This window comes from Mariniflexile sp. TRM1-10 (genome assembly GCF_003425985.1).
GTDB lineage: Bacteria > Bacteroidota > Bacteroidia > Flavobacteriales > Flavobacteriaceae > Mariniflexile.
Map to the genome: position 1 here is coordinate 3,437,755 of NZ_CP022985.1, position 23,167 is coordinate 3,460,921.

The window sequence follows — 23,167 nt, forward strand, 5'->3', positions numbered from 1 at the left end:
AAATTTATATCTTTATATTACCTTTGTTTTAAGATTTACCTTATGAATATATCAAGAACTAGTTTCCCCCGCATCGTAATTATAGGCGGTGGTTTTGCTGGTGTTTCGTTGGCAAAAGAGCTAGCAAAGCAAGAAGTACAAGTGGTTTTGCTTGATAAAAATAATTATCATACGTTTCAACCGCTTCTTTATCAAGTGTCTACAGGTGGTTTGGAACCCGATTCCATTGCATATCCTATCAGGAAAATATTGAAGGATTTTCCTAATTTTCATTTCAGATTGGCAAATGTTGAAGAAATAAACACCCTTGAAAATAAAGTGATAACAGATATTGGGGCACTTAAATTCGACTATTTGGTTGTAGCATCAGGGTCTGAAACAAACTATTTTGGAAATTCTGAAATTGAAAAGAACAGTATGGCAATGAAAACCATACCACAATCGCTCAATTTGAGAAGCTTAATATTAGAAAATTTTGAAGAAGCCCTATTGACTTCCGATTTAAACGAACGGAATGCTTTAATGAATTTTGTAATAGTAGGTGGCGGACCAACAGGTGTAGAGTTAGCTGGTGCTTTAGCGGAAATTAAAAAAGGCATCTTGCCTAAAGATTATCCTGATTTGGATACACGTTTGGCGCAAATTCATATCGTTCAATCCAGCGATTGTATTTTAAAAGGTATGAGTGATAAGGCATCTCAAAAAGCTGAAGATTTTTTAGAAAAACTCGGGGTTAACATATGGAAAAATGTAAGAGTAACCAATTATGATGGTAAAACAGTAACAACCAATACCGATTTAACGTTTGAAACCGCCACCTTGGTTTGGGCAGCAGGCGTAAAAGGCGCTGCTATAAAAGGGTTAGATGCAGGTGATTTTGTGACTATAGGTGAACGACTTTTAGTGAATGAATTTAGCCAAGTAAAAGGGTTTAATCATATTTTTGCAGTTGGCGATATTGCTTATATGGTTACTAATGAATGCCCTAGTGGGTTGCCCATGATGGCACAACCAGCTATTCAACAAGGAAAACAATTGGGTGAAAACATGGTTAGGCTCATTGAAAAAAAGCCAATGATTCCTTTTGTTTATAAAGACAAAGGAGCGATGGCAACCATTGGGCGGAATAAAGCGGTGGTCGATTTACCTAAATTTAAATTCCAAGGGGTTTTTGCTTGGTATGTTTGGATGTTTGTCCACCTTTTTTTCTTAATAGGTTTTAGAAACCGCATGGTGGTTTTTATAAATTGGGTGTATAATTATATCAGGTTTGATAGAGAAGCTAGATTGATTATAAGGCCTTATAAAAGGCATTTAAAAAAATAGTCTTTTTTTAGTACATGACAAAAAAACAAACATATTCAGATGTGAGTCTGAGCCTTTCTTAAGCTACGCTTTTATCTTCAAATAAAAGATATTTTCATTTTCGATAATACTACCAATGGCGTTTTTAAAATGGGGACTTCGACAGGCTCAGTCTGACAAACGACAAGCCAGTCTGACAAACTAAACGTTATTTTATATGGCTTTTTTTTAGAATAAAAATGATATCTCAATGTGACACCCTTCAATTTTTGTCAGGTATTAATTCTTTCAGCTTAAATCATCCGTAAAATGACGTTTGCCTTTTTCTTTACTGAATTTATCTTCATTATATTTTGAAGAATGCCCTTTTGGTATAGAAGTGATTTAAACTTTTTGTTTGCAGGTAAAAGAAAAAGTTTGAATCACTTCATAGATAAAGATTGCCAATGTTCATCTTTTAAAAGTTTTCCTAAAAATACGATTTGTCCAATGTGGTAGGGGTAATGGGCCAATTGCCTATTAATAGCTTCTATAACAGTATGTCCTTCGTTTCTAATGTAAATAATGCGCTCCAGATCTTCATTTTTTAAAGATTTTAAAACATTAAACAAGCAAAACCAACCACTTTCCCACGAAGCTATCATATCCTCTTTTGAAGTATATGTGTCTTCAAATTCCGAGTCGCGGTTACGCCAGTTTTTTTCGCCATCTTCGGTTAAAAAATTGGTCCAGCGGCTTAACATATTGCCAACAATATGTTTTGTAATAACCGAAATGGAGTTAGAAGCTTCATTACTTTGCCATTGCATTTCTTCAAAAGTCAATTGGCTAAAAGTTTTGTCACCCAGATTTTTATAGTATTCAAATTGCTTGATAACACTGACTAAATAGCTTTCCATATTCTAAAATTTAATCTAAATAATTTCCCAAAGGCTCTGCGAGGATAGTCTGTTGCAAGAAATTTTATTGTCAAATTTAAAATTCCAAATCCTAATGACCAAGCCTTGTCAACAAACAATTTAGTGTTCAGGAATAAATTTAAGTGCCGCACCATTTATACAGTGTCTTTTTCCAGTAGTATGTCGTGGGCCATCATTAAAAACATGTCCTAAATGCCCGCCACAGGTAGCGCAGTGTTCTTCATTACGCGAATAGCCTAAATTAGTATCGGTGCCAAAAGCAACGTTTCCTTTTATTTCCCTATCAAAACTAGGCCAACCCGTACCAGAGTCAAATTTATGTTCACTTTTAAATAAAGGTGTGTTACATCCCGCACAAACATAAATGCCTTTTTTGTAGTTCTTATTTAATGGACTTGAAAACGCGGGCTCGGTACCTGCTTTACGTAAAACATAATATGCCATTTCAGATAATTCAGTTTTCCATTCGGCATCGGTTTTAGATACTTTAAAAGTATTCTTGTTTTCTTTTTGGGCATTGCCATTACAATTAAATAACACGAATGCGGTGCAGAAAATGATCAGTTTTTTCATGTGTTTTTTAAAATTGGTCGAAATTAATAAGGAAACATAACAGCTCGGATAAAATGCTAATCATAGAAAATAAAAATAAAATTGTGTAAAAAAATTAAGGTACAATTTTTGTATTTTTATCGAATAATTAAAAAAATTAATATGAAACTGAAACATGCATTTATAATATTAGGAATAGTAGGATTAATTGTTTCGTGTGCAACGAATCCTTTTACAGGGAAAAAAACAATGGCGTTGGTGCCAAATTCCCAGTTATTTCCAACTGCTTTTGCTCAATATGACCAATTTTTATCTGAAAACAAAGTCATTAAAGGTACTCCGGAAGCAGCTATGGTGGCTCGGGTAGGGCAAAAAATTGCAGTTGCTGCTGAACGTTGGTTAAATGCAAACGGTTATACGGGTTATTTAAACGATTACAGATGGGAATATAATTTAGTAGATGATAAAGCAGTAAATGCTTGGTGTATGCCAGGAGGAAAAATAGTTGTTTATACAGGTATTTTACCCATTGCGAAAGGCGAAACGGGTTTAGCAGCAATTATTGGACATGAAGTGGCTCATGCTTTGGCAAATCACGGGCAACAACGTATGAGTGCTGCTTATGTACAACAAGGTGTTGCCATCGCTGGAAACATAGCTATTAAAGATGAGCAATCTAGAAACGCTTTTAATCAATATTATGGCGTAGGTTCCCAAGTAGGCGTGATGCTGCCTTTTAGTAGATCCCATGAAACCGAGGCTGATAAAATAGGATTGTATATTATGGCCATAGCAGGTTATAATCCTGATGAAGCCGCAGAACTTTGGAAACGTATGAGTGCACAAAGTAACGGACAATCGCCACCAGAATTATTAAGTACACACCCTTCAAACGATTCAAGAATTGCTAATCTTACTGCATTAGCACCAAAAGCGAAAGCAGAAGCAGCCAAATTTGGGGTGACTTCATTTAGATAGGTGACTTCATTTAGATAATAGTTTCTTAAGACGAAATTCAAAAATATTTACTTACTTTGAAGCTGCTCATAAAAGAGCAGCTTTTTATTTATGGCAGTATTAGAAAAGGGAAGCAAAAAACTTCTCAATGCTTGGGCGTTTTATGATTGGGCAAACTCGGTTTATACCTTAACCATTGCGTCATCCATATTCCCCATATTTTATTCCGCATTATTTTTAAGTGAAATAAAAAAGGTCCATGCTTTTGGAATGGAGTTTAAAAGTACCGCATTAATCACTTTCGTTACGGCGTTTACATTTTTGGTGGTAGCCATTACTTCTCCGATACTATCGGGTATCGCCGATTATGTAGGTAATAAAAAGAACTTTTTAAAATTCTTTTGTTACGTTGGAAGCGCAGGTTGTATTGGGTTATATTGGTTTGATATCACACCCGATAAAATTCATATCAGTTTGCTTTTTTACTTTATGGGATTAATTGGTTATTGGGGAAGTTTGGTGTTTTATAATTCCTATTTACCGGATATTGCCTTTCAAGAACAACAAGATAGAGTAAGTGCCAAAGGATTTTCGCTTGGATATATTGGCAGTGTTATTTTACTGATGGTTAATTTAGTAATGGTGCTCTATCCTCAAATTTTTGGATTTGATATTAGCATATCAGAGGCTATAAGAGAAAATGGGACAGAAGCTGAAATTATTGAAGCAACAGTGAGTGCAAAAAATGCAGCTTCTTTTGAAGCTATGAAAATCTCTTTTATTACAGTGGGTTTATGGTGGGCATTATTTAGCCAATATTCATTTTATTGGTTACCAAAAGGAACCTCTACGAGGCATAAAGTCACGAGAGATATTGTCTTTAATGGTTTAAAAGAGCTACGATTAGTCTGGAAAGAATTAAAACAAAATTTAAGATTGAAACGCTATTTATATGCTTTTTTTGTATTCAGTATGGCGGTTCAAACCATTATGTTAATTGCTGTTTATTTTGGAGAAGAAGAAATAGCTTGGGGAGGTGATGATGCAAAAAAAATAGGTTTAATAGGCAGTATCTTAATTATCCAGTTAGTCGCAGTAGTTGGAGCTGTTTTGACATCAAGAGCTTCAGCAAAATTTGGGAATATCAAGACTTTAATTGCTGTTAATTTTATTTGGATGTCTTTGTGTTTTTATGCCTATTTTATGGAAACACCTTTACAGTTTTATATAGCAGCATCTTTGGTAGGTTTGGTCATGGGGGGAATTCAAGCTTTAGCAAGATCAACCTATTCCAAGTTTTTACCGGAAACAGATGATACAACATCGTATTTTAGTTTTTATGATGTTGCCGAAAAAATAGGTATTGTAATAGGTATGATAATTTTTGCTTCCATAGACCAAATTACAGGGAGCATGCGAAATGGTATTCTGTTTTTGTTTTTGTTCTTTTTAGCAGGCATTATTTTATTGTTTAGAGTGCCGAAAACGTATGAAAACTAATGTAATCATTTATATTTGCTCATAATTAATTTATATTCAATGAAATTTTATAAAACTATTTTATCTATTACTGTTTTCTTATTTACAGCTTTAATCACATCATGTAATATTGAACCTTTTGAAGGAGATATACTAGATGACTCTAATTTATCCATTACATGTGATGAAGCAATTCAAAATACAGCAGATGCAATAACAAATTTATCTAAAGCGACAGAATCAAATTATGTTGAAAAGTGTAATGCTTATAAAAAAGCATTACAAGACCAAATTTTTGTTTGTGGAGATACTGATGAAACTATACAAATGGTAATCAATTCTTTAGATTGTGGTGAAGATAATCAACAAAATGATTGTGAGTCAATTACGATTAATGTTAATAATGCAAAAATAGCGTTCGATACTGCTAATGATTTAAATTACGCAGAACGATGTGTTGCTTATAAAACAGCCCTTCAGTCAAAAATTATTGCTTGTGGAGACACAGATGGAAATATTCAATCAATTATTAATAATTTAGGGGATTGTTCAATAGAAGGTGTAGGAAGTACTGATGGCCATGCTTTTATGACGGCAAATATTAATGGTGTTCAGTTTAATGATCTGAAACCAAATAGTTACCTCCTTTTTCACGAAGCAATTGGTTTTAATGGTTTTTTTAGTCGTTCAGATGACGATTATATTGAATTGCAAGGGAATAACACTTATGCAACCCCTACAACAATAGAAGTAAACACTAAAGAGATTAATATTTTTATTCCCAGCGCTTATTGGAAAGAAGGAACTTTTGTTTTATATACTAAATATGAAGATGTCACAAATCCTGAAATATATTATTCATATTTAACTTTTGATATACCTAATAATATTTCAAAAGAAGATTTAACAGGTGAAATAATAATTAACAAATTTAGTCTAGTAGAAAGAGTTATTCAGGGAACGTTTGAATTTGAATATAAGCTTGTTGATGAAACTGATAATACTGAACAAGGTCCCTTTACGGTTACAGGAACTTTTGATTATTCATTAGATGATGAGTATTTCGATTAATTAAAATTAAAAAATAGCTGTTTTTATCAATAAATAATCCCACAACTAAATAATCCCACAACGTCATTTGTTGTGGGATTTTTGGTAGGAATTATTTTATAAAGCAGGAATTATTTTATAAAGTAAAAATAATCACTTCTAGGCTTGGTTTTCAACATAGAAGGCAGCCTCTTTTGTTTTAGAACTCATCTTGACTTTTTTCAATTGGCTGCAAAATGATCTTTTCGCCCCATATCTCACCTGTTTTTTTACTCCGTAGCGCTGCTATGAAGTGCTAAAAAGTCAAAATCTGGAACAGGGCGGAGCGTATAAAAATAACCCAGTGGGTTATTTTAGCGAACGAGCCAGCTTACGTAAAGAACATTTTTCGCTTCAATCAAAAAAGTCAAGATGAGTTCTTAATTAAACGTGTTCCAATTCTCTTTTTCTCATATTTTTAGCTGCTTTGACCAAGTTTTTTAAAGCCTCTTTTGTTTCTGGCCAATCTCTGGTTTTTAATCCACAATCAGGGTTTACCCAAATATGTTGGTTAGGTAAAACATTTTTGGCTTTGGTTAACAAGGTCTCAATTTCTTCTAATGATGGTACTCGGGGAGAATGAATATCATAAACACCAGGACCTATTTCATTAGGATATTTGAAGTTTACAAAGGCATTTAATAATTCCATTTCAGAGCGTGAGGTTTCAATAGTGATAACGTCGGCATCCATATCGGCGATATTTGAAATAATATCATTAAATTCAGAATAACACATGTGTGTATGAATTTGTGTTTCATCATTTACACCACTTGCCGAAATTCTAAATGCCTTAACTGCCCAATTTAAATAATGCTGCCAATCTTCTTTTCTTAGTGATAAACCTTCTCGAATAGCAGGTTCGTCTATTTGAATAATTTTTAAACCATTTTTTTCAAGATCAACAACTTCATCTCTAATAGCCAAAGCTATTTGGTTGCAAGTGGTTGCTCTGGGCTGGTCGTTTCTAACAAATGACCATTGCAATATGGTTACTGGTCCTGTTAACATGCCTTTTACAGGAATACCGGTTAAGCTTTGTGCATAAGTAGACCATTTGACTGTCATTGGCTTTTCACGAGACACATCGCCGAACAAAATAGGTGGTTTTACACATCGGCTACCGTAGCTTTGTACCCAACCGTAGTCACTAAAGGCAAATCCGTTTAGCTTTTCTCCAAAATATTCAACCATATCATTGCGTTCAAATTCGCCATGGACAAGCACGTCTAAGCCTATTTCTTCTTGAAAACGAATAGAGTCTTCTATTTCTTTAGCTATTAAAGAATCATAGTCGTTTTGTGATAGAAGGCCTTTTTTATATTTTAATCGCCAGCTTCTAACTTCTTTGGTTTGTGGAAAAGACCCAATAGTTGTAGTTGGATACAAGGGTAAATTAAGTGCTTCTTTTTGTTTCGCTTGCCTAATTGAAAAGTTGTTTTCTCTATGGCTATCGGCCTCTTTAAGATTGGATATGCGTTCTTTTACGTTTTTGTTATGAATAAGTTTAGAACTTTTTCGGGTTAAGTTCGCTAGTTTGTTTTCTTCAAAAAGCGACAAATAGGCTTCGTTATTAGGAGCAGAAAGTTCTTTAAGTGTGGTTATTTCTTCTAACTTTTGTTTTGTAAAGGCGAGCCATTGTTTTATTTCTGATTGCAAATTGTTTTCTAAATCTAAATCGTAAGGCGTATGCAATAGCGAACAGGATGCTGAAATCCATATGTTTTCAGGATGGATGCTACTAGTGGCTTTTTCAATGATTTTTAAAGAGGCTTCAAAATCATTTTTCCAAATATTTCTACCATCTACAAGTCCTAATGCTAATTTAGTTTTAGGATTATAATTTTTAGATTCTAAAATGTCATCTAGCTGTGATGGACATCTTACTAAATCTAAATGCAGTGTGTCTACTGGAAGTTGAAGTGCGGTATCTAAATTTTCACCATAACAATCGAAATAATTGGCTAGGTATATTTTTAATTTTGGAAACTTAGCATGGATTGTTTCGTAAGTAGTTATTATGGCCTCACGTTCTTTTTCAGAAAGATTAAGTGCTAAACAAGGCTCGTCAAATTGTATATATTCAACGTCTAGATTTGTTAATTCTTCTATAATTTCAAAGTAAACTGGAAGTAATTTATCTAATAAGTCGATTCTATCAAATCCGGCTGCTTTTTCTTTCCCCAACAGCAAAAATGTTACTGGTCCAATTAATACAGGTTTGGTTTTGATGCCTAATGCTAAGGCTTCTTTGTATTCGTCAATAATTTTTTTAGAAAAGAATTCAAAATTTTGATCTTTTTCAAATTCAGGTACTATATAATGGTAGTTCGTGTCAAACCATTTTGTCATTTCCATAGCAGTGACATCTATATAATCTTTTTGATATCCTCTAGCCATGGCGAAGTACAATTCCAGAAAATTATTTTTATCAAAATTCTTATAACGCTTGGGAATGCATCCGAAGGTTAGGCATGCATCCAATACTTGGTCGTAAAAAGAAAAATCGTTTGAAGGAATTAAATCAATTCCAAGTTCCTGTTGTTGGATCCAATTTTGTTTTTTTAGCTCTGAGCCTGTTTTTAATAACTCACTTTTGTCAATTTTTCCAGACCAAAAAGCTTCATTGGCTTTTTTAAGTTCGCGTTGGCTTCCAATTCTTGGGTACCCTAAAATGGTGGTTTTCATTTCTTTATGTTTATAGTTTTTTAATTGTAAAATGAAACACCCTTTATAACCATCTTCATGTGTGAAGCTTTTTTCTTAGGGATGTTTCATACTGTGTATTAGTTTTAATAACTATTCAAAATTATGTTTAAAGAATAAAATAGCATAATTAAACAATATATTTAGTGATATTAGCTATTTTTGTTTATTATTTCAGATTTTTAATCTTTTTAAATAAAAAATGATGAGTTTTAAAGAAAATAATTCTGTAACAGCATTAGACGACATTGATGTTCGCATCTTGAAATTGCTGCAATCTAAGTCTAATTTAACGACCAAAGAGCTGGCTGCTAAGGTGAATTTGTCTACAACACCAGTTTTTGAACGGGTGAAAAAATTAGAAAAGGCTGGTTACATTAAAAATTACATAGCCGTTTTAGATGCTGAAAAGCTAAATAGAGGTTTAATGGTTTTTTGTAACATCAGGTTAAAGGAACATACTAGAGAAATAGGGAACCAATTTGTAAAAGACATTCTTTCATTGGAAGAAGTCACCGAATGTTATAATATTTCTGGAGATTATGATTTTTTTCTGAAAATATTGGTAAGTGATATGAAATCGTATCAACATTTTGTTTTAAATCATTTAGGAAGCTTGCAAAATATAGGAAGTGCTCATAGCACGTTTGTTATGGGAGAAATTAAAAACTCGTATTCGGTACCTATCTAAGTAAGTCGAAAAGTTTAAACGTTGTAAAGTAAAAAGGAGACATATTGTAAATAGTAGTTTAAAATCAATCTGTTGAGCCACTTTGTCTCATTTTAAAAAATAATTAAAGAAAATAAAGACACAAAAAGAGGTTGTCTAAAAAGTCCTTTAAACTTAGTTTGTCAGGTTGAGCTTGTCGAAACCGATATTGATTACCAATAATTAAACTATTTCGACAAGCTCAAGATGACATAGAACTAGACTTTTTGTCTCTTTTTTATGAACAGGTTTTTATTTAAGATTCAGCAGGTTTTTCAGCCTTTTCAATACTGATTTTTAGTTCTTGAGCTTTTTCATCTAAATCAATATGAATACTATCGCCTTCTTCAACGTGTGAAGTGATAATTTCTTCGGCTAAAGCATCTTCAATATATTTTTGAATAGCTCTTTTTAACGGTCTTGCACCATATTGTTTGTCAAAGCCTTTATCAGCAATAAAATCTTTTGCTTTATCGCTAAGTTTTAAAGTATAGCCTAAATCCTTAATTCTTAAAAGAAGTTTACCAAGTTCAATATCAATAATTTTATTGATGTCTTCTTTTTCTAAAGGATTAAACACCACCACATCATCAATTCTATTTAAAAACTCTGGAGCAAATGATTTTTTCAAGGCATTTTCAATAACACTTTTAGCATTGGCATCTTCTTGTGCTTTTTGCGAAGCGGTTCCAAAACCAATACCGGCACCAAAATCTTTAAGTTTACGAGCTCCAATATTAGAAGTCATAATGATAATGGTATTTCTAAAGTCAATTTTTCTTCCCAAGCTATCGGTTAAATACCCATCATCAAGTACTTGAAGCAACATGTTGAACACATCTGGATGCGCTTTTTCAATCTCATCCAAAAGAATTACGGCATAAGGTTTACGTCTTACTTTTTCGGTTAATTGTCCGCCTTCTTCGTAACCAACATATCCTGGAGGTGCGCCAACTAGTCTTGAAATCGCAAATTTCTCCATATATTCACTCATGTCGATTCTAACAAGTGCATCTTCACTGTCAAATAATTCACGAGATAATACTTTTGCTAATTGTGTTTTACCAACGCCTGTTTGACCTAAAAATATAAACGAACCAATGGGTTTGTTAGGGTCTTTAAGTCCTGCACGATTACGTTGAATAGCTTTTACAACCTTCGCAACAGCATCATCTTGACCAATAACTTTACCTTTAATAAGTTTTGGTAACTCGGCCAATTTATTAATTTCGGTTTGGGCAATTCTGTTTACAGGAATTCCCGTCATCATTGAAACGACATCGGCAACATTGTCTTCGGTAACAACTTCACGATGTTGTTTGGTGTCTTCTTCCCATTTTTCTTGGGCTATGGCTAATTCTTTTTCAAGACGTTTTTCATCGTCTCTAAGTTTAGCGGCTTCCTCATATTTTTGCTTTTTAACAACCGAATTTTTTGTTTCTTTTACCGTTTCAAGTTGTTTCTCAAGCTCAATAATTTGTTTTGGCACCTCAATATTTGTGATATGAACACGCGATCCGGCTTCATCTAAAGCATCAATAGCTTTGTCTGGAAGGAAACGCTCCGTCATATAACGATTCGTTAATTTCACACAAGCTTCAATAGCTTCAGGGGTATAATCAACGTTGTGATGCTCTTCATATTTTGCTTTAATATTGTAGAGGATTTCAATAGTTTCCGCAACCGTAGTTGGTTCAACAATGACCTTTTGAAAACGACGTTCCAAAGCACCGTCTTTTTCAATATATTGTCTGTATTCATCTAAAGTTGTAGCACCAATACATTGGATTTCGCCACGTGCCAGGGCCGGTTTGAACATGTTCGATGCGTCTAAACTGCCGGTCGCGCCACCAGCTCCAACAATGGTGTGGATTTCGTCGATAAACAAAATAACATCGTTATTTTTTTCAAGTTCATTCATAACCGCTTTCATGCGTTCTTCAAACTGTCCGCGGTATTTGGTTCCAGCAACTAAACTTGCCAGATCTAGCGTAACAACACGTTTGTTGAATAGAATTCTTGAAACTTTTCGTTTAACAATTCGAAGTGCCAAACCTTCGGCGATGGCCGATTTGCCGACACCCGGCTCGCCAATTAAAAGCGGATTGTTTTTCTTTCTTCTACTTAAAATTTGAGAAACCCGTTCAATTTCTTTTTCCCTGCCAACCACAGGATCTAATTTACCTTCTTCAGCAAGAACTGTTAAATCACGGCCAAAATTATCTAAAACAGGTGTTTTGGACTTTTTGTTTGTTTTGCTCGTTGGCGAATTAAAAATATCTTTTGACGCATCGTCTTCCGTATGGGAATCATCATCTTGAAATGATTCTGCTTTTGGTTCTATATATTCGTTATCGTTTGTTATCATAAATTTGAATTGTTCTTTAACGTTGTCGTAATCAACTTTAAGCTTATTTAAAAGCTTGGTAGTGGGGTCGTTTTCATTTCTTAAAATACAAAGCAACAAATGGGCTGTATTTATAGAAGTGCTTTGAAATAGTTTGGCTTCTAAAAACGTTGTTTTTAAAGCGCGTTCTGCTTGCCTAGTAAGATGTAGGTTCTTTTTTTGATTTGAAGCTACCGAAATATTTGGGTTAGCAGGACTTAATATTTCTACTTTGCGTCTTAGATGGTTTAAATCTACATCCAACGCATTTAAAATATTTATAGCCTTACCATCGCCATCACGTAAAAGCCCAAGCATTAAGTGCTCTGTCCCAATAAAATCGTGACCTAGTCGTAATGCTTCTTCTTTGCTATAAGCAATTACATCTTTTACTCTTGGGGAAAAATTATCATCCATAATTAGTGTCCTTTCTGCATTAAAAATACTAAAACATTTTACCAACGGCAAAAACTATACCTTAAAATATGTGAAATCGCCATTAGCAAGAAGTTTTTTGCAAAAAAAACACCACAGAAAACAAAGCGATACCATATGACTTTTAAAAAATAATTAATATTTACATATGAAAGTTGCTAATTGACGAAAAAATCTTTATAAAATCAAAATTTTGCATAGCATATTTATTAACGAAAAAAGCAGGTATAATTGTTAATAAAAAAACACGAAAAAATGGTATATAATGATTTACCATAACTATTGAAATACGTATATTAGCATGTTTTGAAAAACTCATAAAACTTAATTAAATTATTTATGGCAGAAGGAGAAAAATTGATCCCTATTAATATTGAAGATGAGATGAAAACGGCTTACATTGATTATTCAATGTCGGTCATTGTGTCACGTGCTTTACCAGATGTAAGAGACGGGTTGAAGCCAGTTCATAGGCGTGTGCTTTTTGGCATGCACGAACTAGGGGTTAGAGCAACAGGCGCACACAAAAAGTCGGCAAGAATAGTTGGAGAAGTTTTGGGTAAATACCACCCACATGGCGATACATCGGTTTATGATGCCATGGTACGTATGGCTCAAGAATGGAGTTTGCGATATATGTTAATTGACGGACAAGGAAACTTTGGTTCTATAGATGGAGATAGTCCTGCAGCTATGCGTTATACAGAGGCACGTATGCGTAAGATATCGGAAGACATGTTGGCAGATATTGACAAGGAAACCGTTGACCACAAATTAAATTTTGACGATACTTTACAAGAACCAACTGTTTTACCAACTCGTATTCCGGGGCTTTTAGTAAATGGTGCTTCTGGTATTGCGGTAGGTATGGCAACCAATATGCCACCCCATAATTTAACGGAAGTCGTTAATGGAACTATTGCATATATTGAAAATAACGATATAGAAATAGACGAGTTAATTAAACATGTTAAAGCACCGGATTTTCCAACAGGAGGTACTATTTATGGGTACGATGGTGTTAAGGAAGCATTTCATACAGGTAGGGGTAGAATTGTAATACGTGGAAAAGCTAATATTGAAGAAGTTCATGGGCGTGAGTGTATTATTGTAACCGAAATACCTTATCAAATTAATAAAGCAGAAATGATTAAAAAAACTGCTGATTTGGTAAATGAGAAAAAATTAGAAGGTATTGCCACCATTAGAGATGAATCGGATAGAAATGGGATGCGTATTGTTTACGTTTTAAAACGTGATGCGATACCAAACATCGTTCTTAATAAACTCTACAAATTTACAGCTCTACAATCGTCATTCAGTGTTAATAATATTGCACTTGTAAAAGGGCGTCCACAGCTTTTAAACTTAAAAGAGTTAATCCATTATTTTGTTGAGCACAGACATGAAGTTGTTGTAAGACGTACTACTTATGAGTTGCGTAAAGCAGAAGAGCGTGCCCATATATTAGAAGGATTAATTATTGCTTCAGATAATATTGATGAAGTCATTGCTATAATCAGAGCATCTGCAAATGCGGATGAAGCTAGAGAAAACTTAATAACACGTTTCGAACTTTCAGAAATTCAGGCCAAAGCTATTGTAGAGATGCGTTTGCGCCAACTTACAGGTTTAGAGCAAGATAAATTGCGTTCTGAATATGAAGACATCATGAAACTCATCATCGACTTAAAAGATATCTTAGAGAAAAAAGAGCGTCGCATGGAGATTATTAAAGATGAATTAGCTGTTGTAAAAGAAAAATATGGCGATGAGCGTCGTTCAACTATCGAATATGCAGGAGGTGATTTAAGTATTGAAGATATGATTCCTGATGAAAAAGTAGTGATTACTATTTCACATGCGGGCTATATTAAACGTACGTCGTTATCTGAATACAAAACACAGAATAGAGGTGGGGTTGGTCAAAAAGCATCAACCACAAGAAATGAAGATTTCTTAGAGCATTTATTTGTAGGGACTAATCACCAATACATGTTGTTCTTTACCCAAAAAGGAAAATGTTTCTGGATGCGCGTTTATGAAATTCCAGAAGGCAGTAAAACGTCTAAAGGTCGAGCCATTCAAAATTTAATAAATATTGAGCAAGACGATACCGTAAAAGCATTTATTTGTACTCAAGATCTTAAAGATGAAGCATATATAAATAGTCATTATGTGATTATGGCTACGAAACAAGGTCAGGTTAAAAAGACATCTTTAGAGCAATATTCACGTCCAAGAACCAATGGTATTAATGCTATTACTATTAAAGAAGACGATATTTTATTAGAAGCAAGACTAACTACAGGTGAGAGCCAAGTCATGTTGGCACTTAAATCTGGTAAGGCTATTCGCTTTGAGGAAGCCAAAACACGCCCAATGGGTCGTAGTGCATCGGGTGTAAGAGGTATTACACTTGCAGACAAGAATGATGAAGTAATAGGCATGGTCACTATTGAAAATCCGAAAGAAGAATCCGTATTAGTAGTTTCAGAAAATGGTTATGGAAAACGTACATATATTGATGATCCAGAAGATGGAGAGCCTGTTTATAGAATTACGAACCGTGGAGGAAAAGGTGTGAAAACCATTTCTATTACAGAAAAAACAGGTAAATTAGTTGCTATAAAAAATGTTACTGATAATGATGATTTAATGATTATCAATAAATCAGGAATAGCCATAAGATTAGAGGTGAAAAATTTAAGGGTGATGGGCAGAGCTACCCAAGGTGTTAAATTAATCAATCTAAAAAACAACGATTCCATTGCTGCTGTTGCTAAGGTAATGCACGATGAAGATGAAGTAGATGGATCTGAAGAAGGTATTGAAAACACTGCTGTTACAGACGATGGCACAACTATTGATACTAACTTAGATACCGGTTTAGAAGAAAACAATACGGAAAATTAATATAAATATTACTAAAATGAAGAAACAGATTATCATAGCTTTGGCATTTTCGGTTTGCGCATTTTCATTTGCACAAAAAAAAGAACTGAGAGCTGTAGAAAAAGCTATAAAAGGAAAAAACTATGCTGAAGCTAAGGCAGCTCTAAAACAAGCAGAAGCTTTAATGTCTTCTATGGACGATAAACTTAAAGCACAATATTATTATTTAAACGCTGAGGCTTTATATGCCGACGGTGCAGGCTCTATGGACGATATTGATGCCGCTTTAAAAAGTTTAGAAAACGTAAAAGAAGGATATGCTTCAGAGGTTTCAGAATTAAAACAAACCATGGTTAATGGTATATTAACTAAAGGAAATAAATCTTATGAAGGTAAAGATTATTCAATAGCCTCTAAATATTTTGAAAAAGCCTATAGATTAAGTACAAAAGATACTTTATTTCTATATTATGCAGCAGCAACAGCTGTGAATGTTCAAGAATATGATAGGGCTCTAGATTTATATGAAGAACTTAAGCAATTAGGTTATACAGGTATTGAAAAACAATATTTTGCAACAAATGTTGAAACAGGAGAAGAAGAAATTTTAGACAAAAACACACGCGATCTTTATGTTAAGGCGAAGAGCCATAAAGACCCGGGAGAGCGAGTGACTGAGTCTAAAAAACCTGAAATTGTAAAAAATGTAGCGCTTATTTATATTAGCAAAGGTGACGATGAAAAAGCCTTAGCGGCCATGAAGGAAGCAAGAGCAGAAAGTCCAGATGATGTTAATTTAATTTTATCGGAAGCGAATATCCATTATAAATTAGGCAATACGAAAGAGTTTAAAGCTTTGTTGGAAAAAGCGACTCAAATGGATCCAAACAATCCTGAATTACAGTATAATTTAGGTGTTATTGCAGCCGAGTCTGGGCAACCGGAAGAAGCAAAAGCTTATTATGAAAAAGCGATAGCATTAGACCCACAATATACTAATGCTTATATAAATTTAGCAGCTTTAGTTTTATCCAAAGAGGAAGCTATGATTAAAGAAATGAACGGTTTAGGCAGTTCTAAAAAAGACGATTTACGTTATGACGAATTAAGAACACAACGTCAAGATTTATATAAAAATGCGGCTCCTTATTTAACAAAAGCATTAGAAATCGATTCTAAAAACTTGGGTGCAGCAAAAACATTAATGAATATTTATAGTATTCTTGGTGATACTGCTAAGCAAAAAGAAATGAAAGCGAAAGTAGATGCTTTAGAAGCAGAAGGAGCAAACTAATTTGATATTTTCTTTATTTAACATAAAATGCCGCAATTTGCGGCATTTTTTATAGGTAATTTTTAGTTTTTTCGTTTGAAGAAAAGATGAACTATTAAAAGGTTTCATCAAATGATATAAAACGTATGGTATGAATATTTTTTATGAAAAAATAAAATTCAAAAAGATTTTAACCGTAAATATTTAAATCACTTTTTTAATAACCCGAAGTTTGTGGGTATGTTTCTTACTGTCCACATTATAAATGCCTGAGTGGTCTAATCTATCAATTCTAACCTTTCCGTGTGCATGAATAATGTAATTATCGCTCATAATAATGCCAACATGGGTAATAATACCTTCGTTGTTATCAAAAAATGCTAAATCTCCAGGTTCGCTTTCTTCAATAAAACTTAAAGGGTCGCCTTGTGTTGCTTGTTGTGAGGCATCTCGTAATAATTTATAACCATTAAGTTTATAAACCATTTGTGTAAAGCCCGAACAATCAATACCAAAAGGGGTTTTTCCACCCCATAAATAAGGCGAATTCAAATATAAAAAAGCGGTTTTAATAAGGTTTTCTTTGGCTTTTTTACCTGCTACTACAGAGCCGTCGTGTTTGTGATTTAAAATGGACAAGCCATTTAGGGAAGAACCTAGTAGAATGGGATGTAATTGTTGGTTGTTGTCTTCAATAAATTCAACCAAATCTATAGAAAGTTTTAAGGTTTCTTTATGTAGTTGTTGGTATTGTTCTTCGGTAATTTCTAAAAGCTGCTTGTTGTCAATCCAGCCTTCATATTTATCAAAATCAAGTCTTATTTTGCTCCAGCTTTTACGTTGCTCTAATATTTTAAAAATATCACCATATAAAACTTGCGAAACAAGTTCGCTAGTATCAGTAGGTTCGTTCCTAAGGGGTACAATGCTTAAATTACAAATTCCGTATTGCATATATAATTATTGATTGTTAGATAATTATATATTGAAATACAACAACACGTTAAACTTTATATTCTTGATCAAAAAATTAGAGTAATAAACCATATAAATATTCAATAAAAAACAATAAATGAATTAGCGTTCTATAATAATTGCAGATGCACCGCCACCGCCATTACAAATAGCTGCTGCACCGATTTTAGCATTGTTTTGTTGTAAAACATTCAGTAATGTGATAATGATTCTAGCACCCGAGCAGCCAAGTGGATGCCCAAGGGATACCGCACCACCGTTAACGTTTACATTGGCATCGCTAAGCCCAAGGATTTTCATGTTTGCTAATCCAACAACAGAAAACGCTTCATTAAACTCAAAAAAATCGACGTCTTTTATATTAATACTTGCTTTATCTAAAGCTTTTGGTAATGCTTTTGCGGGTGCTGTGGTAAACCATTCTGGTTCGTGGGCTGCATCGGCATAACTTTTTATAGAGGCAAGTGGTTTTAAACCAAGTTCGTTTGCTTTTTCTTTACTCATTAAAACCACTGCAGCAGCACCATCGTTTATGGTAGAGGCATTGGCAGCGGTTACGGTACCATCTTTTGAGAAGGCTGGTCGCAATTGTGGAATTTTATCTAAAATCACATTAGTGAACTCTTCATCTTTGCTAACTATAATGGGTTCTCCGCGTCGTTGAGGTACTTCGACAGGTACTATTTCATTATCAAATTTTCCGGCATCCCAAGCAGCCGCAGCACGTTTGTATGATTGAATCGCAAAAGCATCTTGGTCTTCACGGGAAAATTTATATTCTGCAGCACAAGCATCAGCGCAAACACCCATAGCATTTTGGTCGTAAGCATCTACCAATCCGTCTTTTTGCATGCCATCTATCAAAGAGGCAGGTCCAAATTTTGTACCAGTTCTAGCGTATAAATAGTGCGGAATCAAACTCATGTTTTCCATACCGCCAGCAACCACAATATGGGCGTCTCCTAAAGCAATACTTTGCGCCGCTTGTACAATAGCTTTCATGCCAGAGGCACAAACTTTATTTACAGTGGTGCAAGGAACGGTATTAGGTATGCCTGCATAAATGGCAGCTTGTCTTGCAGGTGCTTGTCCTGTTCCTGCTTGTACTACATTCCCCATTAACACTTCGTCAACCAATTCTGGTTTTAAGTTTATTTTGTTTAAAGCGCCTTTTATTGCAACGGCTCCCAGTTGCGGTGCGGGAATTGTTGAAAGCGCGCCCATAAAACTACCAATAGGTGTTCTTACGGCCGAAACAATAACTACTTCTTTATTCATTAGATAATTATTAAACTTAATGTGTATGCGAAAATAATGATTTTTTAGTAGAAATTAGAGCGATTCTGTTATTGAACTCATCTTGATTTTTTCAATTGGCTGTAAAATGATCTTTTTGTCCCATATTTCACCTGTTTTTTTACTCCGTAGCGCAGCTATGAAGTGCTAAAAAGCTAAAATCTGGAAGAGGACGGAGCGTATAAAAATAACCCAGTGGGTTATTTTAGCGAACGAGCCAGCTTGCGCAGAGGGTATTTTTCGCTTCAATCAAAAAAGTCAAGATGAGTTCATTATAAAAAATGGTATTGGCCTATAATTTTATTACATTTGGTTTTCCTTAGCTTTTTAAATGGAAGACTTTATAAATAAACTTTACAGAAACCATTCCTTAATTTATAAAGGTCTGTTGTTTATTTGCACTACTTTTTTAATTGTGTATTTGTTTCCAAAAAGTGGGAAGTTTAAATACAATTTTGAAAAAGGAAAACCTTGGCAATCTGAAAATTTATATGCACCTTTTGATTTTGCTATAAAGAAATCTGATGATGAAATAGCTTCGGAAAAGCAAACCATTATCGATAATTCCATTCTGTATTTTGCTGTTGACAACACCGTTGAAGCAAAAGTAAACACGTTATATAAGCAAAAATTTAAAAGTGCTTTTTCTGATTCTATTCCAAAAAGAACTTTAGATAAATTATATAAAGTAGGGCAAGAAATAATCTCTGAGTTTTATGCTTTTGGTGTTTTGAATGAAAGTTATAATTTTTCAGAAGATAGAGCCATTGCCATCCTTGATGAGCGTGTAAAAAAACAAGACGGTTTTTTTTCAGATTTAATAAAACAAGATGCGGTTACACCTGTTATTAACAGCGTGTTACAAAAGCACCATTTAACTACCTATAAAGTTAATTTTGTATCGTTATTTTTTGAGCTTATTCAACCTAATTTAACCTTTGATAAATCGTTTACAGAAAAAGCGCAACAAGAAGAATTAAACAAAATTGCTCATACCAGAGGGAGTGTTGAAAAGGAAACTCTAATTATATCGAAAGGAGAAATAATTGAAGGTGATAAGTATCAGATTTTAAAGTCGTTAAAGTCTGAATATGAGTCTCAGGTTTGGAGTGAATCTAACTATAATTGGATAATATTTGCTTATACGTTATTGGTTTCATTAGCTTTATTAATGTTGCTTTTGTTTTTAAGAAAATACAGAAAAGAAGAAGTATTTGAAAACAACACTAAAGTCACTTTTATTTTCTTTAATATCTTTTTAATGATATTTATTACAACCTTGGTTGTAAACTATAATTCCAAATTTATTTATGTAGTGCCAATTTGTATTTTGCCGTTAATATTTAAAGCGTTTTTTGATGCCCGTTTGGGTTTATTTGCGCACGTAATTACGGTATTGCTTTTAGGGTTTATTGTCCCTAATAGTTACGAATATATGTTTCTTCAAATTATAGCAGGTATCGTAACGATTTTAACGGTTTCAGAATTATATAAACGTGCTAATTTGTTTATTTCAGTAGGGCAAATAACCCTAATATATATAGTAGCTTATTTTGCATTTTTTGTTATTCATGAAGGCAGTGTAGAAACCATCGAATGGGAAATGTTTATATGGTTTGTTTTAAGTGGACTCGCAACCTTGTTTGTACAACCATTAATTTATGCTTATGAAAAGATTTTCGGATTGGTTTCAGATGTGTCGCTTTTAGAATTGTCCGACACCAATTCAAAATTATTAAAAGAACTTTCAAACAAAGCTCCTGGTACATTTCATCATTCATTAAATGTAGCAAATCTTGCCGAAGCCTCAGCAAATGAAATAGGAGCAAATGCGATGTTAGTTAGGGTAGGAGCTCTGTACCATGATATAGGTAAAATGAAAAGCCCAACCTATTTCACTGAAAATCAATCTACAGGAATCAATCCACACGATGAGCTATCATCTAAAGAAAGTGCAAGAATAATTACGGGTCATGTCATTGATGGTATTGAAATAGCCAAGAAATATAATTTGCCTGATAGAGTTATAGATTTTATTCGGACCCACCATGGAACTAGTGTCGTGTATTATTTCTATATGCAAGAGAAAAATGATTTTGATGGTGCAGATAAATTAGATTTCAGTTATCCTGGTCCTAAACCATTTAGTAAGGAAACCGCTATTTTAATGATGTGCGATAGTGTTGAAGCTGCGTCAAAAAGTTTAAAAGACCCTACATCTACTAAAATTGATACGTTTGTTGAAAATATTATAAATAAGCAAATTGAAGGCGGCCAATTTTTAAATGCCAATATTACTTTTAAGGAAATCCAATCTATAAAAAAAGTGCTAAAACACAAGTTAGCAAACATTTATCATTTAAGAATCGAGTACCCAGAATAATATTAAAAAAAATTGAATAAAATAGTTGCGTTCTTATAATGTATCGATTACATTTGCAACCGCAATTTTATTGCATAAGTTCATAATAAAAGTTAAGGAGAGGTGCCAGAGTGGTAATGGAGCAGATTGCTAATCTGTCGACGGGTAACTGTCGCCGGGGTTCGAGTCCCCGTCTCTCCGCAAAAAATTAAATAGATAACCAATTCGGGGTGTAGCGTAGCCCGGTTATCGCGCCTGCTTTGGGAGCAGGAGGTCGCAGGTTCGAATCCTGCCACCCCGACGAACCTAGAAATAGGAAGTATCAAAACACTGTTAATTGTATGATTATCAGTGTTTTTTGTTTTTATCCATTTTATTTGATATCAAATAAAACCAATTGAAATCATATAAAAGGTGTGCAAATCGGTGAACACTTATTTACTGGAATTGTTGTAGTTTTAAGGAACATTTAAGAATGATTTGACTTTTGTTTTTGCAAATAATTGTTTAACGAAAGCTTCTTAAAAATGCAAACAAGCAACACCTTTTCGGTGGTTTTCTTCACAAGAAAGTCCCGAAGCAAGCCACAGGAACTATCCATTTATGCCCGTATTACGGTCAATGGCAAGCGTTCCGAGATCAGTCTAAAGCGCCATGTCCAACAAAGGGATTGGGATGCCTCCAAAAACAGGGGGCGGGGCAGCTCGTATCCCATACGGACCTTGAACAAATACCTTGACCAAGAGTACAGCAGGTTATTGGATTGCCATAAACAACTTTTGGAAGAATCCAAAATAGTGACCGCCAACGCCATTAAGTCAAGATACTTGGGAGCGGACGACACCCATAAAACTCTAAATGAGTTAATAGACTACCATAATACCAATATGGTTACCGTGCTGAAACAGGGAACCATGAAAAACTATTATACCACGGAAAGGTACCTCCACAAATTCCTAATGCAAAAACAAAAAACAAAGGATATTTACTTAAAACAGTTGAACTATCGCTTTATCATTGATTTTGAACAGTACCTAAGGAACTATAAGAACACAAATAAGCAACTGATGTTGAGCAACAATGGTGTCATGAAACATTTGGAACGCTTTAAGAAAATCATAAACCTTGGCATTAAACTGGAATGGGTGGCAAAGAACCCATTTAGCCAATTCCAGTTAAAGTTTGAAAAGTACGATAGACAATACCTTTCAGAAAGAGAACTGCAACTCATAGAGGGCACTTATTTCAAAAATGACCGTTTGGAAAGGGTAAAGGACTGTTTTCTATTTTCATGCTATACTGGCTTATCTTATGCTGATGTCAAGGAACTTACAAACGATCAAATAACCAAGGGGATAGATAATAATTATTGGATATTCACCAAACGCGAGAAGACAAATGAAACGGTCAAAGTACCCATCTTGCCGCAGGCTATGGACATCATCAATAAGTATAGAGAACATTCAGAGAACAGAACAGGCAAGCCACTATTGCCTTTAAGCTCAAACCAGAAAGCAAACAAATACCTAAAGGAGATAGCAACGGCTATTGGGATTCACAAGAACATAACCTTTCATGTTGCTAGACATACCTTTGCAACAACCGTAATGCTTTCCAATGGAGTTCCCATTGAAACGGTGTCAAAACTGTTGGGACACACCAAACTTTCAACGACCCAAATCTATGCACGGGTAGTGGAGACCAAAATAAGCGAGGATATACAAAACCTTCTGGTTAGATTTGAAACGAAGAAGCAACAATCCCAAGTACTGAATCAAATCAAATAATTTTAAGGCTTAAAAAAGAATTTCCTTTCTATATGCTCCTC

At 34.1% G+C, this 23,167-nt stretch carries 14 protein-coding genes, 2 tRNA genes and 1 pseudogene; 11 read left to right on the forward strand and 6 right to left on the reverse strand.

What is annotated here, in order from left to right; genetic code table 11:
• The first annotated feature begins 42 nt into the window (after window positions 1-42).
• The gene (locus CJ739_RS14535) at window positions 43-1,326 is read left to right on the forward strand and encodes an NAD(P)/FAD-dependent oxidoreductase (protein ID WP_117176582.1); all 1,284 of its coding nucleotides are present in this window, start codon (window positions 43-45) and stop codon (window positions 1,324-1,326) included.
• A gap of 267 nt (window positions 1,327-1,593) precedes the next feature.
• Here the strand turns inward: CJ739_RS14535 and CJ739_RS14540 are convergent.
• Window positions 1,594-2,204: pseudogene (locus CJ739_RS14540) on the reverse strand (DUF1572 family protein).
• A gap of 120 nt (window positions 2,205-2,324) precedes the next feature.
• On the reverse strand, window positions 2,325-2,798 hold the full coding sequence (gene msrB / locus CJ739_RS14545; RefSeq protein WP_117176584.1) for a peptide-methionine (R)-S-oxide reductase MsrB: 474 nt from the start codon (window positions 2,796-2,798) through the stop codon (window positions 2,325-2,327).
• A 141-nt stretch (window positions 2,799-2,939) separates the two neighbouring features.
• Between msrB and CJ739_RS14550 the strand changes: the two genes are divergently transcribed.
• The 3 genes from CJ739_RS14550 (at window position 2,940) to CJ739_RS14560 (ending at window position 6,284) form a co-directional block, all read left to right on the forward strand.
• Entirely contained in the window at window positions 2,940-3,755 is an 816-nt protein-coding gene (locus tag CJ739_RS14550; protein ID WP_117176586.1) for a M48 family metallopeptidase, read from the forward strand.
• Window positions 3,756-3,845: 90 nt separating this feature from the next.
• Window positions 3,846-5,234, forward strand: a complete 1,389-nt coding sequence (locus CJ739_RS14555; RefSeq protein WP_117176588.1) for an MFS transporter — start codon at window positions 3,846-3,848, stop codon at window positions 5,232-5,234.
• Window positions 5,235-5,273: 39 nt separating this feature from the next.
• Entirely contained in the window at window positions 5,274-6,284 is a 1,011-nt protein-coding gene (locus CJ739_RS14560; RefSeq protein WP_117176590.1) for a glycosyltransferase family protein, read from the forward strand.
• Between the two features lie 402 nt (window positions 6,285-6,686).
• On the opposite strand, the gene metE is transcribed toward CJ739_RS14560, so the two are convergent.
• Window positions 6,687-8,990, reverse strand: coding sequence for a 5-methyltetrahydropteroyltriglutamate--homocysteine S-methyltransferase (gene metE, locus CJ739_RS14565; protein ID WP_117176592.1), 2,304 nt, complete (start codon window positions 8,988-8,990; stop codon window positions 6,687-6,689).
• 223 nt (window positions 8,991-9,213) lie between these two features.
• Here metE and CJ739_RS14570 point away from each other — a divergent pair, with 223 nt between their 5' ends.
• A complete protein-coding gene (locus CJ739_RS14570; RefSeq protein ID WP_117176594.1) occupies window positions 9,214-9,699 on the forward strand; it encodes an Lrp/AsnC family transcriptional regulator in 486 nt (161 codons plus the stop codon).
• A gap of 274 nt (window positions 9,700-9,973) precedes the next feature.
• Here CJ739_RS14570 and CJ739_RS14575 read toward each other — a convergent pair whose 3' ends face one another.
• Window positions 9,974-12,520, reverse strand: a complete 2,547-nt coding sequence (locus CJ739_RS14575) for an ATP-dependent Clp protease ATP-binding subunit (protein ID WP_117176596.1) — start codon at window positions 12,518-12,520, stop codon at window positions 9,974-9,976.
• Window positions 12,521-12,877: 357 nt separating this feature from the next.
• Between CJ739_RS14575 and gyrA the strand changes: the two genes are divergently transcribed.
• Together gyrA and CJ739_RS14585 are read left to right on the forward strand one after the other, a co-directional pair.
• Window positions 12,878-15,454 carry a DNA gyrase subunit A gene (gene gyrA, locus CJ739_RS14580; protein ID WP_117176598.1) on the forward strand — a complete coding sequence of 859 codons (2,577 nt, stop codon included), beginning with the start codon at window positions 12,878-12,880 and terminating at the stop codon, window positions 15,452-15,454.
• A gap of 16 nt (window positions 15,455-15,470) precedes the next feature.
• Complete coding sequence (locus tag CJ739_RS14585) at window positions 15,471-16,727, forward strand: tetratricopeptide repeat protein (protein WP_117176600.1); 1,257 nt, start codon at window positions 15,471-15,473, stop codon at window positions 16,725-16,727.
• A 183-nt stretch (window positions 16,728-16,910) separates the two neighbouring features.
• On the opposite strand, the gene CJ739_RS14590 is transcribed toward CJ739_RS14585, so the two are convergent.
• Together CJ739_RS14590 and CJ739_RS14595 are read right to left on the reverse strand one after the other, a co-directional pair.
• Window positions 16,911-17,660 carry a C40 family peptidase gene (locus CJ739_RS14590; RefSeq protein ID WP_117176602.1) on the reverse strand — a complete coding sequence of 250 codons (750 nt, stop codon included), beginning with the start codon at window positions 17,658-17,660 and terminating at the stop codon, window positions 16,911-16,913.
• A 123-nt stretch (window positions 17,661-17,783) separates the two neighbouring features.
• A complete protein-coding gene (locus CJ739_RS14595; RefSeq protein ID WP_117176604.1) occupies window positions 17,784-18,959 on the reverse strand; it encodes an acetyl-CoA C-acyltransferase in 1,176 nt (391 codons plus the stop codon).
• Between the two features lie 349 nt (window positions 18,960-19,308).
• Between CJ739_RS14595 and CJ739_RS14600 the strand changes: the two genes are divergently transcribed.
• The 4 genes from CJ739_RS14600 (at window position 19,309) to CJ739_RS14615 (ending at window position 23,126) form a co-directional block, all read left to right on the forward strand.
• Window positions 19,309-21,360 (forward strand): HD family phosphohydrolase, encoded by a 2,052-nt coding sequence (locus tag CJ739_RS14600; RefSeq protein ID WP_117176606.1) that lies wholly within the window; start codon window positions 19,309-19,311, stop codon window positions 21,358-21,360.
• Between the two features lie 96 nt (window positions 21,361-21,456).
• Window positions 21,457-21,540 (forward strand) — tRNA-Ser (locus CJ739_RS14605).
• Window positions 21,541-21,565: 25 nt separating this feature from the next.
• Window positions 21,566-21,640, forward strand: a tRNA-Pro gene (locus CJ739_RS14610).
• A gap of 226 nt (window positions 21,641-21,866) precedes the next feature.
• Complete coding sequence (locus CJ739_RS14615) at window positions 21,867-23,126, forward strand: site-specific integrase (RefSeq protein ID WP_117176608.1); 1,260 nt, start codon at window positions 21,867-21,869, stop codon at window positions 23,124-23,126.
• Window positions 23,127-23,167: the final 41 nt, after the last annotated feature.